The organism is Hydrogenovibrio sp. JE_KL2, from assembly GCF_009296185.1.
GTDB lineage: Bacteria > Pseudomonadota > Gammaproteobacteria > Thiomicrospirales > Thiomicrospiraceae > Hydrogenovibrio.
The window spans coordinates 79,357-92,333 of sequence record NZ_WBJR01000002.1 but is presented as its reverse complement, the minus strand read 5'-3'; the positions used below and the strand labels follow the sequence as shown (position 1 = coordinate 92,333).

Genomic DNA, 12,977 nt, shown 5'->3' with positions numbered 1-12,977 from the left:
ATTAAGTGTTACTCCAACCTTTGTTGACGTTCCGTAGTGCCCAAGCGAAAACGGGCAATCCAATTAACGCGGTCAAAATGCCTAAAGGGATTTCGATGCTGAGCATGAGTCTTGCGAGGTTGTCCACCATTAGCAAATAAATGCCGCCAAGCAGGGCTGATGCAGGGAGTAATAAGCGGTTATCCGCACCTAATAATAGTCGGGCAACATGGGGAATAACCAAGCCTACCCAACCGATCATGCCCCCAAGACTGACGGTAATAGCAGCCAGAAAGGTTGCTAATATGATGATATGAAACCGTTTTGTTTCAACGGATACACCGAGTGTTTTCGCTTCATCCTCGCCAAGGCTAAGCAAGTTTAGAGTGTGTCCTTGCAGAGCCATCAAAATAATGCCAAATAAAATAAACGGTGCGACAAATATCAGTAAGTTATCCTGAACATTCGCAAGAGAACCCATCAGCCAATAAACGATTGCAGGAAGTTTGTCATAAGGGTCAGCGACATATTTGACGATGGACAATAAAGCACTGAATAATGCGCCGGAAATCATGCCCCCAAGCACCAAGAGTGTTAAATTATTTCGAGTTTGATTGCTCGCAAGAAGCAATGTGACAAGAACCGCAGCCATGCCAAAAAGAAAGCTGAAAAGTTGCATCATCCATAAGGAATCGAACCAGAGAATACCCAGTGAAGCACCAAAAGCGGAACCGGATAAAACCCCTAGAATTCCGGGTGAAACGAGTGGGTTCATGAACATGGCTTGAAAGGCCGTGCCGGACACGGCTAATGCCGCGCCGATTAAAATAGCGGCGATGACTCTTGGTAGCCGGACATCCAACATGATAGTAGTCATCATTGGATCAATGTTGCCCGATAGCCAGCCAAAGTGTCTGAGTAGTTGCGTTACGCTACTCACGGGAGAGAAATCATAGCGTCCCATGGTGACCGATAAAAGCGCCAAGCCAATAAGTACCAGCAAAAAAAATAGTAGGATACGAGCATTCATGAAGTCAGGGATTCCGCCCGATCTGCATTGAAGTGTTTAGCGGTAAAACCTTCCCAAATGTCGTGCATAAACTGTTTTATTTGATATGTACGTTCACTGTGTTTGGCAGTCAAAGGGTTGAGAGCAAGGTTGGTCACACCCAGTTCATGTAGCTTTTCAAGCTTGCAAAAAATGTCCTCGGGCGTTCCTAGTAAGGTGTTTTCCATTAGTTCCTCCTCCGATAGTTTTGTCATCGGTCCCGCTTTTTTGTCAAACAATTGGTGCTTGTGTGCCCGAACAGCTTGAATGTGTTGCCATGCAATATCTTTGGCAGTGTTGATATTTTCGGCAATATATAACCCACGTGACACCATCATATTGGGCTTATGATTTTTCCGGTGGTGTTGGCGATAAAGCATGATGGTGTTTTGGATTTTCTCTGTCGACCAGAACTGTGCAGACATTAAACCTAGCTCAAGTTCAGCAGCGAGACGAATGCTAGTCTCTTTAGCTGTCGCAAGGTAGAAGTGTTCAGGGCCGAGTCGAGTTTTGGGTTGCAGGTCAATATTCTGCCATTGATAACGCTCGCCATAATGCGAGGTATTTTCAGTATTGAAGAGTTTAAGTAGGGCAGGCACAGCTTCTTCCATCCGTGAACGTCCAAGCTCGCCGTTCATGTTGAAAGCAGTATTTTGAGCTTCAAAGGGGCCACCCTTTGCAAAGCCTGCAACGACTCGATTTGGGTATAGAGTACTCAGTGTTGCAAGCTGTTCAGCAATGGACAAGGGGTTGTGAAAGCCAATCAATACCGCCGCACTGCCAAAGCGCATCCTTTGTGTTGATGCCAGAAAGTGTGCCATCAGCATCAAAGGAGAAGGCGCCAAACTATGAGCATTAAAGTGATGTTCGGTCACCCAAGCTTCTTCCATACCCAGTTCTTCGGCAACTTGTACCAAGTGAGTAAAGTTTTGATAAGCCTCAACGGGAGACTCATTGTGCTCGGGGGTCATGTGTAGCATGATGCCGATGTGCATTTTAGATGCCGTCTGTCTGCTCATAGTGTTTTTCCGTTGAGAATTGTTTGAACCTGCTCATCTGTAAGGGAAACCTGGAAAAAGAGATGAAAAAATTCCTTGGTTTGGCGGATATCATTCCATTGAATCTGATCAGGATAAAGTTTATGCATTAACCATGGTGCTGCGATCATGCGCATAAAGCTCGGTGGGCGGTCTATCCATCGGAAAGGTGTTTGCGGAACAAGAAACACCTGTTTGTTTTTCACTGCTTTCAGGGCTTGCCATTTGGCATCGACATACACTTGACGGTAGAAAGTTACATCTTGCGTAATAATGGCATCAGGGTTATAAGCCAGAAGTTGCTCGAAATTGATGTTGACGCGACCGAAGCGGTTTTGTTTACCCGAGCTAGCAGGGCATAGGTGTGAATTAATGGCGCCCGAGAGAGGAATGACTTCGGAATGAATGGAGCCTCTGCATTCCGTGGCAAGCCCGCTAGGGGTCTCGGCATAGTAGACGGTTTTCATCGGGACGTTGTTTGTGCGGAGTTTGTGTTTTTGTGCACTTAACCATTTGATTTGCTTTTGAGTATAGTCAGCTAAAGTATTTGCTCTTTGTGGTTTACCAAGCCAAACACCAAACTGCCGGATGGCTGTTGGATAATCTTCTAATCTGTCCAACTTCAGGGAGCATACTGGTATGCCAAATTGTTTCAGGGAGGCCTGTTTTTCAAGGTTGACGGTAGTTCCCGAGTTGACGATTAGCTGCGGTTTGGTCGCCACTAAATTTTCCATGTTGGGCGTTCTGCCTTGGCCAAACCAACCACCGATGACAGGTTTCGAGAAGCTGCTGTCTGGAAAGATCCCTTTTGCCTGTGGCGGAGCGGGAAAATTCCAACCGGCGAGTTTTTCTGGTGCCAATACCATCAATAGATAGGTGGCAACGGGTGTGGCGGTGTAGACCGTTTGAGGTGCGTTTTTTAAAAAACAGTCGGCACTTTTGGCAACAGGGTTAATGAATAACCCCATTGCGCCCAAAAGACCGATTAGATAAGTTTTGTAACGAAAAATCATATCGCGAACCTGGTTGAGACTCTTATTCTGTTTTGGGCTGTAACATGCGGACTTCTATTTTGCGTAGCCATTTCACTTGGCGTGCACCTGTGTGAGTGTCCATTGATGAGATTAAGGCAAACTGACCTTCGCTTTGATCTAGAGGCTTGCCGTCTTTTGCAAAATAGACCAATACCTTATTGCCATCGGCGCGGTTGAAAATCTCGCCCCAAGAATAAGTCACCCAGTAATTGTCTGTGGCATAAGCGATGAATGCCAGTTTACGAAAGTCCTTTGGATGCTTGACCAAGAGCCCAGCCCTTATCAGTAACGTTTTGAGGGGAATGCCTGTCAGTTTATTAATATGACCTTTGTTGGCGCCGCTTTGGCAAATTAACGGTAGGTCACGCACTTCTTCAGAAGACATTTTCTTTAAGTCGGCCAATGTTAGGGTTAACGGGTGAACTACGGAGCCTGTAATGCTTAATTCAGTGCTCATCTTGCCGGAAGTGTCACTGGCAAAAGCAGCAGAGGTTAAGAGAGTGAAACCTATAAAAACTAGGCGTAAAACCAGTTGTTTCATTTTAAGTTGTCCTTTGAGGTCTGATTGGTGTCGATGACAAATACAGGTCATCGACAAAACTGTTTGAGAGAAAGCAAAAACAGGATGTCTTGCTTTCTCTTTGGTAGTTGTTCTTTTAGAACTTAGCGTTAACGTTCATCCATAATGAGCGGCCTGGCATAGGGTCTCCTTCGGAAACTTCGTAGTCGGTATCCAACACATTTCTCAACACAAAGTTTGTGGTGAAATGTTTGTTGATTTGATACTCGGCACGGGCAGTCCAAAGGTTGTGCCCAGCCACTGGGCGAGAACCGTCACTGCTTGTTTGTTGATCGGCTATGTAGTCCCAATCAACGCCCATGTTGAGCGACGAGGTGGCAAACCAGTCGGACGAAATGTGCACTTGGTTTTTCGGCACGTTGGTTGCCGTTAAAGACTTGTCTGCCAAAACACGGTCAAGATAGGAATAGCTCAAATTCACATCTACCGTTTCCGTGACAGGCATGCCCATGCTCAACTCAAGACCAGACGAAGTAGATTTTCCGACGTTTTGATTTTGTGTACAGCTGGTAGCTCCTGCACCGCACAGTGAGTTGGCGACGCTTACCGACTCAATGGCGTCAGAAATATCAGAATAGAAAACGTTGGCTTGGTAACGAAGTTTGTTGAAGTGCCCTTTTGACCCTACTTCATAACTTAAAGCTTGTTCGGCTTTCAGATTAACGTTGGGTATGGCTTTACCCATCCTATAAGAGAACATATCTTTCATATTCGGGAAGCGTGACTTAGCGGAAACGCCGGCAAACACAGTGTGCGTTCCCAATTCATGCTCTGCTTTGATTTGGAAGTTGTCTTTGTTCTGTGAGCCATGTGGGTCGTTGTTGGGATCGCCGTCATCTGTTTTGGTCAATTCGTATAGATCATGACGATACCCAAGTGTCAGACTGGTTTTTTTTGAGAATTGAATCGTATCTTCCAGCGTGCCTGAATAGGTGTGGCCTTGGTAGGTACGCCAGCTTTGGTCAAAAGAAGACGGTGAGTTGTCTTTTTTCAGATCACGCTCTTTATGTTCATCATTCTTAATGAACAGTGCCGCTTTGATCATATGATTGTCAATAGGCACGCCGCCTTCTAGGCTGCCGCCAATGCTATGGTCATCATATTGCGAACGGAAGGCATAGCCTTTTGTGATAGTGGTATAGGTATCGTCATTGTATGAATAAAGCTTGTTCTTAAAGTTGTCATAGAACAGGCGTGATTTCAAATAACCTTTTCCGATTTGAGTGCGTCCTACATAATAGACGCTTTCTTTATCCCACTGCGGCCAGTCCCAATAACGGACGGATTGTCCAGTTGCCGCAGTATCGCCGGCATAAGGTGGCGACTGCTTGGTTCCCTGGGTTTTGTAGTAGCTGATGGCATACTCATCTGTTGCGTTTGGGGTAAACCCAAATTTCAGGTTGCCGGTTGAGCTTTCACTTCCAGAGTGGTTGCGGTTACCTTTGCCTTGTACGGTTGGATTGACAGGAGAATAACTGTCAGAAAGCGGAAAATCGCTGCCTTCTAAACGGGAAACACCGCCGGTAACATAATATTTATCGGACAAGCGAGAACCAACTTGGATGTCCTGCGCATTTTTGAATAGGCCATCTTTCCCTGTTTCAACACCAAAGTTCGCATTCACTTCCAAAGGTTTGGATGGGCGCTTGGTTACAAGGTTAATAGACCCGCCCATATTGTTTGGTCCTTCGAGTAGTGATCCTAAGCTTTTTGTGACTTCGATTTTGCTCAAATCACTGGTTCTAAAGCGGCTCAAGTCGATATTACCGTCATAAGGAATGTAGATTGGAATGCCGTCCAAGTTTAGGGTGATTTGTCGTGAATCAAATCCACGGATACTTGCACGTGTTTCTGCACGTTGTCCACCGAACTGTAAACTGACGCCAGGAATATCTTCAATAGCCTGACCGACATCGGTATCTCCTTTTACGCGTATGTCGTCAGGCGTGACAGTTGAGACGGTTCCTGCGTTATCTGACTCGCCAGAAACCGAAATCGTACCCAGTTTGAAAACATCACTATTTTTCTGAGTGTTTTGTCCTTTGTCTGTCGCTAGAGCCTGTTGGCTGATGAGAGCGGCGATAACCAGCGAAAGTTTTGCCGTTTTTGTGTTCATTGTTGATTGCTCCAAAGTTCTTTATATATATAAGTACATATCGATGGTCTTACCAAGTCCCAAGCTACTTTTGTATAGAAAAGCGCGCCGGTTTTTATAATGGAAACGAGTTATCAGCCATTCGACTTCTACATCATCTCTTGAAAGAGACTTGATCTGAAAGCTACAGCAATTGTCATTGCGATCAATCGCTATAGCTAACAAAGCATAACGGTATGCATAAAAAAATTGGCAATGCCAATTTAATGGGAATTTCGTAAGGAAATTCCGTTATGTATAAAAATATATAACGGTCAGTATTAAAGCACTCTAATATAGGAAATGCAATAGTCTTTAAATTTGCAATGCTGATTTAACTATATGATTGGTAAGGTCTTACAAGTGGTTCCATTATGAAAATCTACCAGGTTGGGGTAAAGGGCGCTCGGTGAGGGTTTTCAACGCCCATTCAATGTTGGGTGCTTCGTTTGGCAATGATGCCGATAAATAGTCTTGTAAGCGGTATAATATTGCCAATAAACAAAGCAATAACCCAGTTGCTTTCTTGAACAAAATCTAGGTTTTTTCCCCGCGTTATGTCACTTGAGTCCCCTTCTGTTTTTTGTCAGCAACAGGCCTTGGATTGCCTGCAATCGACCTTTGGTTATACCCAATTCCGTTCGCATCAAATCGAAGTGATTGAGGATGTCATGCAGGGCGCAGACTGCTTTGTGTTGATGCCGACCGGGGGTGGAAAATCCTTGTGTTATCAGATTCCTGCCTTGTTGCGCGAAGGCACGGCAATCGTGGTGTCGCCATTGATTTCACTCATGCAAGATCAAGTCAGCGCGTTGAAGGCGAATGGTGTGCAAGCGGCTTATTACAACTCAACTCTCGGTCTGGAAGAAGCCAACCAAGTGTTGATGCAACTCCATACCGGGCAATTGGATTTGCTGTATGTCGCGCCCGAAAGATTGTTGAATCAGGATTTTGTCCAGCAGTTGCAGAGCTTGCCAATCAGTTTGTTTGCGATTGATGAAGCGCATTGTATTTCACAGTGGGGGCATGACTTTAGGCCGGAATACAGTCGTATCGGTCAGTTGCGCAACCTGTTTGCCCAAGTGCCTTTTATTGCCCTGACCGCGACGGCCGATGCCGCCACCCGTGAGGATATCGTGCAGCGTTTGTCGTTGCAGTCGCCCAAGGTGCATGTCATCGGATTTGACCGCCCGAATATTCGCTATACCGTATTGGAAAAACGTCAGCCTTTTAAACAGTTGGTTGATTTTTTGGATCAGCGAAATGCAGCGGAAGAAAGTGGTGTGGTCTATTGTTTAAGCCGCAAGCGAGTGGAAGAAGTGGCGCTGCAACTACAACAAAAAGGCTATCGCGCGCAGGCTTACCATGCAGGGCTGCCGGCGGAAATACGCCACAAAGTGCATCAGCAATTTATGCGCGATGAAGTCAGTATTGTGGTGGCGACGGTGGCATTCGGCATGGGCATCGACAAGCCTAATGTCCGCTTTGTGGTGCATTATGATTTGCCGAAAAACATCGAAGGCTATTATCAGGAAACCGGGCGCGCCGGTCGGGATGGATTGGCATCGGAAGCCTTGTTGCTTTACGGCGCGCAGGATGTGGTGACGGCTCGGCATTTTATCGAGCAGGTCGCCAATGAAGATCAAAAGCGGATAGAGAGTTTCAAACTCGCCAGCATGGTGGAGTTTGCCGAAGCCCAGACCTGTCGGCGCAGTGTGCTGCTGAATTATTTTGGCGACCCGATGCACCATGCCTGCGGTAATTGTGATGTGTGTTTGAACCCGCCCGTGTTGTTTGACGGCAAGGTCGTGGCGCAAAAAGCCTTGTCTTGCGTGTATCGTTTACAGCAAGGCTTTGGCATGAGCTATGTGATTGAAGTGTTGCGAGGGGCGGACAATGAACGCATTCGCCAATCGGGACATCAACAGCTCAGCACCTATGGCATCGGCAAAGAATTTTCGGTTGCCGAGTGGCAAAGTATTTTCCGTCAACTGATTCACCGTGGCTATTTGATGCAGGACATTCGCAACTATTCGGTGTTGAAGTTGACCGCATCGTCCGGGGATGTGCTGAAAGGTAAGGTCGAACTACAACTGGCAAAACCCCGGGTGAAATCGATAAAATCTGCCAGGTTGGGTCGGACGACTGCGCGAGAAGGGTTGACCGAATCTCAACAAGAAGTTTTTGAAAACTTGAGAGCCTTACGCAAAGAGATTGCCGACAGTGAAGATAAACCTGCCTATCAGGTGTTTGGTGATGCCACCTTGCTGGAAATGGCGGTCGCCCTGCCGAAAAATGACCATGAACTTCTGCAAATCAGCGGGGTGGGCGAAACCAAGCTCAGCCGTTATGGTTTCGAGTTTTTAAATCTGCTGCGTCAAGCTTAGTCAAAAAGTCTCGTCAAAATCTACCAGGTTGGGGTGGGCGGACTAAATGCCAGAAATAAAAAATCGGCATAAAAAAAGACTTATAAAAAAAGACTTATAAAAAAAGACCCAAGGCAGGCAAGCTGGCTTGGGTCTAATCTTTAGTTAAATGACAGATAAATATAAAAACTAAAGAGAGTCGTACCCCATCTATTCAACTGAAGAGATGAGAATCGTTATGTTCAGTTGGGCATAACGATCAGCATAAAAAAATTGGCGAAGCCAATTGAGTACCCTAATGAATCTAACGTAAATCTGGTGATTCTTTCTCGATTCTTATGCTGGTTTCGTTATGTACTACTAAACATAACGACTATATTAGAACATGCTGATTTTAAGATTGCAAATCCTTTTTATCAAAAAAGACTAAAAAATCAATTTGGCTGGACATGCCTTCTTTCCAGCCTAGAAGCCTTCGAGTACCACTTTGCCGATGGCGCTATGGGTTTCGATGAATTCATGTGCGGCCTTGAGGTTTTCCAACGTCAGCTTGCCGAAGTGGTGGTTCATCGTCGATTTGAGGCGACCGCTGTCTATCATCTCCGCCGCTTCTTTGAGGATAGTGTGTTGCTGACTCATATCTTCGGTTTTGAATAGAGATCGGGTGTACATAAATTCCCAATGAATCGAGACGCTTTTTTGTTTGAAGGCTGAAATATCAAAAGTGAGAGGATCATCAATCAAACCAAACTTACCTTGAGGGGCGATGAGTTCTGCAATTTCTTCCAGATGCTGACCGGTAAGATTCAGTGAGACAATGGTCGGAATCGCAGGCAGATGAAGTTCTTTGATTTGGGGTACCAGCAACTCGCGGTGATTGATAATGTGATGGCATCCCATTTCGTTCAACCATTCCTCGGATTCAGGTCGTGAAGCGGTGCCGATAATGATTTTCTGTGTCAGCAGCTTGGCAAGTTGAATCATGATGGAACCCACGCCACCGGCAGCCCCGATGATGAGCAGGCATTTGTTGTCATCCTGTTTGATTTGCAGGCGGTCAAACAGCATTTCCCATGCGGTGAGAATAGTGAGTGGCATGGCTGCCGCATCGGCAAAGTTCAGGCTCTTTGGTTTGAGGCTCACCAAGCGTTCATCCACCAACTGATATTCGGCATTGCTGCCTTGGCGAGTGAGTTCACCCGCATACCAAACATCGTCTCCTACCTTGAAGTTCGTCACTTCATCGCCGACGGCGACAATTGTACCGGCGGCATCCCAACCCAGTACTTTCGGGTCGGTATCGTCAGATTGCGCAGCATGGCGTTTGCGGATTTTAGTATCTACCGGGTTGATGGAGACGGCTTTGATTTTCACCAGAATGTCGCGGTGGGTTGGCACCGGCGTCGGCAGGGAAATTTCCACCAGATTCTTGGTGGTATTGGTTTCCTTTGCTGCCAGGGCGGCAATGGCTTTCATTTTTTCAGGAATGTTCGGTTGGATTGGTGCTGTCATCACAAACTCCTTTGCCTGCAGTGCAGAGACGGACAATATTAAATCAGTGTTGAGCGGTATCTAATGCTGTTCCAATTTTCCTATTCTAAACGTATAGTTTTTATCTGTAACCCTATAATTTTGCAAGATTGAGGGGATATTTCTTTACACAAATCCCAAGCTTTTACTGGTACAGGAGCAAAAGTTGAGCTAAATTAAGTTTATTGCCAATGAAGATAATTTTGTGACCGAGTGATGGGGAGTGTCCATCAGTTTTGTCTCTGCTGTACACACGGTTTCTAGGTAGGAGTGTTGGATATGATGCGAACCGACCAAACTTTGCTTGAACAAATGCAAATAAGCGAAGTGGAAATCAGTAATAGGATGGCTCTGCTGGAGTTGGGGCAAGATCAACTGGCGCAACTGGCGGAATATAAAGCTTTGATTGAAGAGAATATCGACTTTATTGTCGATGAGTTTTATGACAAGCAAACCAAGATTGACGAAATTTCCTTGTTGATTGGCGATGCCGATACTCTGGGGCGACTTCGATCCGCACAGCGAAAATATGTGACAGATCTCTTCGCCGGTGATTACGGTATAGCATACGTCAACAATCGCTTGCGCATTGGCATGGTTCACAAGCGGATTGAGCTCTACCTCTCGGCGGTGATGACACTCAAAAACCTCATTTTCCACGTCCTTAAAAGCAATATCCGCGATACCAAAAAACTGGAAAGCACTCTCGATGTGTTGGACAAATTATTGTATTTCGACACCACATTGGTGTTCGATACTTATATCGACAGCTTGGTATCGGAAATCGAAAATGCCAAACGCAAAACCGAGCTGTATGCAAAAGACCTTGAAGAAAAAGTCGCAGAGCGTACTGAACAGCTTGAGCGTCAGGCTCGCCTTGATCCTTTGACCAATCTCTATAATCAACGCGCACTTCAAGAACTGATGCATAAAGCATTGCTGGTCGCCAAACGGCATCAATCCTGTTTGTCGTTGATCTATTTCGATATTGACGAATTCAAAGCCGTGAATGACAACCAAGGGCATATTAAGGGTGACGAAGTCCTGAAGGCAATCGGCGATATTTTGTTGAACAACACGCGAGAAACCGACATCGCCTGCCGATATGGCGGAGATGAGTTTTGCGTTATTTTGCCAGAATGCTCGGCGGAGGATGCCGAAAAACTCTGCCATAAAATCATTCAGGCACTTCAAAAGAAATATCCAACACTCACTTTAAGTATGGGCATTTGTGAAACGGGACCGGTGGAGTTTCTTGAGGGGGATGAATTGATTCGTTTGGCGGATGAACAAATGTACCTCGCCAAAAAAGACACAGGCTTCAAGATTTGCGTTATGGCGAAAGATTAGAAAGGATTTTAATTGGGGTAGTGCAAGATGCCCGAACCCAAAATTGCCTTCGGACATCTCTGACCGCATTCACGCGGTTAAGCTTTGATTAAGCGATACGTTTTACCGCTTTTTTAGCCACTTTACGCGCACTTTTCTTGGTGCTAGGCTTTTTCTTCATAACCGCTTTAGCGACTTTGCTCGTGATTTTTTTCGCTTTCTTTTTAGAAACCAATTTCTTGCTGATTTTAGATGCGACTTTTTTGACGGCTTTTTTCTTAAGCGCTTTTGCCATGATGGACTCCTTTACGGGTTTTTGAAAAGTTTGAGTGCTTATCGCCATGTATTTTTTTGATTATTTTAAGCAATAAAATACATATAATGGTAATAAGTTATTACGATTATGCAGACTTTATTGTGTTTGTCAAACCATTAGCATTTCTTGCGACGGGTTCAAGACGCTATAATGTGCCAGCTAATTTTTTGCCCGGAGCAAACCATGACGTTTGTCGAATTTAAAAAAACATTGTTGGATGCAGACATTTCCCTGCCGAAATTCAGTCGCCTGATTAAGGTGAGTGACAAAAATCTTCAGGCCTATAAGAAGAAGGGAGAGGTGCCGAATACCATTGCCGTTATCGCCAAAAGTTTTGCGGAGTTTCACCGTTTGGGCGTGGATTACCGGGAGTTGGTCGAGTCGCTTGACTTGACAGCCAAGACCAAAAAAGGTGTGGGGTTCGCCAAGAAGACGGTGGAAAAATCTACCGAGAAGTCATCCGAAAAGCCGGATGGTAAAGATAAGAAAAAAGACCCTGCCGAGTAAAATCTACCAGGTTGGGGTAAGCGGACTAAACGCTAGATATAAAAAAACGGCATCCTGCCGTTTTTTAATGAGTTCTTCCTGAAGTCATGAATGAGATTAAGAGGCGTGTTGCTCCGTTGATTTTTGCGCAGCCGCTTCTTTTGCCAAGCGTTCTTGGTTTTTACGGGCAATCTCATCCCAGTCGATGTTGTTACAGGCTTCACATTCATCTTTCAGAATACCGACTTTCACCAACAAGGCATGTACTTTACAGCCTACGCAGAAGCCCATGACCGCTTCCATCCACATAAAGCCAAGACAGACCCAAACCAAAGATAAAGGAATGTAGTAAGACATATACTGGCGATCGGTTGGCAACACTTCATGTCGGAAAATGGTATTGACCCAGTTTGCGAACACGTCAGGGTTGAAGAACACCAAACAGGTTGCAATGATTGACGCACCAATCGTCCAAGCAAAACGTTTAGGCGCCAAAGGCTTCCAGATTGGCTTCGCCGTTCTCTTAGCCAGGAACGAAGCAAGGTAAATGGTTGGTGACAAACGTGCCGTAATCGTCGTCATCCCCGCCAACATTTCAAATAAACCATACCAAAGTAAATTAGTTTGGAAAGTCCAGTCGTACACGCGCTTGATGGCCTGAACGCTGTAAATGATATTATTATCCCAATCCATGTCGCCGCTATCCACAGCCGTGTTACCGTCTACCACCCAATGTGAAACGAAGAAAGCGTTCCAAAGCGTGAAACTCATATAAATAGAAATAAACAAAAGCATCCCTGCACGAATACGAACAGCGACATCATTAATATAAATAGCGTCTTCTTTGGTATCTCTGAACCAAAGGTTTTTGACAACGTCTGAGATGTCGTTAAAAAATTTAGACATAGGAAAACTCCATTGTTTTTTTGATCTGCATCAACCTTTTCAATTTTATGGGTAGAACAGAGAGGGTTCAATAGTGTACGGAAGGCGGAAGGGAGTCATATTTTATGATTTTGCCCTAAAAATGGACGAAACTCTTTTATAGAGTATTTTTCAAGCAGTTGATTTTACAGGAATTTATGACGATTCTGTGACAAATTTTTTTTATATAAGTTTGTTGTAATATTAGTTATAA

The 12,977-nt window shown here is 45.1% G+C and carries 11 protein-coding genes; 3 read left to right on the top strand and 8 right to left on the bottom strand.

The window, feature by feature from the left end; genetic code table 11:
- Position 1: 1 nt before the first annotated feature.
- The 5 genes from F8R13_RS04750 to F8R13_RS04730 all read right to left on the bottom strand — a co-directional run bounded on the left by F8R13_RS04750 (position 2) and on the right by F8R13_RS04730 (position 5,794).
- Positions 2-1,009: an iron ABC transporter permease gene (locus F8R13_RS04750; protein WP_152832193.1), complete on the bottom strand. Its 1,008-nt coding sequence runs from the start codon at positions 1,007-1,009 to the stop codon at positions 2-4.
- Positions 1,006-2,046, bottom strand: a complete 1,041-nt coding sequence (locus F8R13_RS04745; protein WP_152832192.1) for an LLM class flavin-dependent oxidoreductase — start codon at positions 2,044-2,046, stop codon at positions 1,006-1,008. Before F8R13_RS04745 ends, F8R13_RS04750 begins: the two co-directional genes overlap by 4 nt.
- Positions 2,043-3,077, bottom strand: a complete 1,035-nt coding sequence (locus F8R13_RS04740) for an ABC transporter substrate-binding protein (RefSeq protein ID WP_152832191.1) — start codon at positions 3,075-3,077, stop codon at positions 2,043-2,045. Before F8R13_RS04740 ends, F8R13_RS04745 begins: the two co-directional genes overlap by 4 nt.
- 22 nt (positions 3,078-3,099) lie before the next feature.
- Positions 3,100-3,639, bottom strand: coding sequence for a molybdopterin-dependent oxidoreductase (locus F8R13_RS04735; RefSeq protein WP_172967699.1), 540 nt, complete (start codon positions 3,637-3,639; stop codon positions 3,100-3,102).
- A 115-nt stretch (positions 3,640-3,754) separates the two neighbouring features.
- Positions 3,755-5,794 (bottom strand): TonB-dependent siderophore receptor, encoded by a 2,040-nt coding sequence (locus F8R13_RS04730; protein WP_152832189.1) that lies wholly within the window; start codon positions 5,792-5,794, stop codon positions 3,755-3,757.
- A gap of 575 nt (positions 5,795-6,369) precedes the next feature.
- Here F8R13_RS04730 and recQ point away from each other — a divergent pair.
- Positions 6,370-8,199, top strand: a complete 1,830-nt coding sequence (recQ, locus tag F8R13_RS04725; protein ID WP_152832188.1) for a DNA helicase RecQ — start codon at positions 6,370-6,372, stop codon at positions 8,197-8,199.
- Positions 8,200-8,643: 444 nt separating this feature from the next.
- On the opposite strand, the gene F8R13_RS04720 is transcribed toward recQ, so the two are convergent.
- The gene (locus tag F8R13_RS04720; protein ID WP_253806348.1) at positions 8,644-9,690 is read right to left on the bottom strand and encodes a zinc-binding alcohol dehydrogenase family protein; all 1,047 of its coding nucleotides are present in this window, start codon (positions 9,688-9,690) and stop codon (positions 8,644-8,646) included.
- Between the two features lie 297 nt (positions 9,691-9,987).
- On the opposite strand from F8R13_RS04720, the gene F8R13_RS04715 reads away from it, so the two are divergent.
- Positions 9,988-11,058 carry a GGDEF domain-containing protein gene (locus F8R13_RS04715; protein WP_152832187.1) on the top strand — a complete coding sequence of 357 codons (1,071 nt, stop codon included), beginning with the start codon at positions 9,988-9,990 and terminating at the stop codon, positions 11,056-11,058.
- A gap of 88 nt (positions 11,059-11,146) precedes the next feature.
- Here F8R13_RS04715 and F8R13_RS04710 read toward each other — a convergent pair whose 3' ends face one another.
- Positions 11,147-11,332 (bottom strand): hypothetical protein, encoded by a 186-nt coding sequence (locus tag F8R13_RS04710; RefSeq protein WP_152832186.1) that lies wholly within the window; start codon positions 11,330-11,332, stop codon positions 11,147-11,149.
- A 204-nt stretch (positions 11,333-11,536) separates the two neighbouring features.
- Between F8R13_RS04710 and F8R13_RS04705 the strand changes: the two genes are divergently transcribed.
- On the top strand, positions 11,537-11,860 hold the full coding sequence (locus F8R13_RS04705) for a hypothetical protein (RefSeq protein WP_152832185.1): 324 nt from the start codon (positions 11,537-11,539) through the stop codon (positions 11,858-11,860).
- A gap of 96 nt (positions 11,861-11,956) precedes the next feature.
- Here the strand turns inward: F8R13_RS04705 and F8R13_RS04700 are convergent, their stop codons facing one another.
- Positions 11,957-12,745, bottom strand: coding sequence for a DUF4395 domain-containing protein (locus F8R13_RS04700; RefSeq protein WP_152832184.1), 789 nt, complete (start codon positions 12,743-12,745; stop codon positions 11,957-11,959).
- Positions 12,746-12,977: the final 232 nt, after the last annotated feature.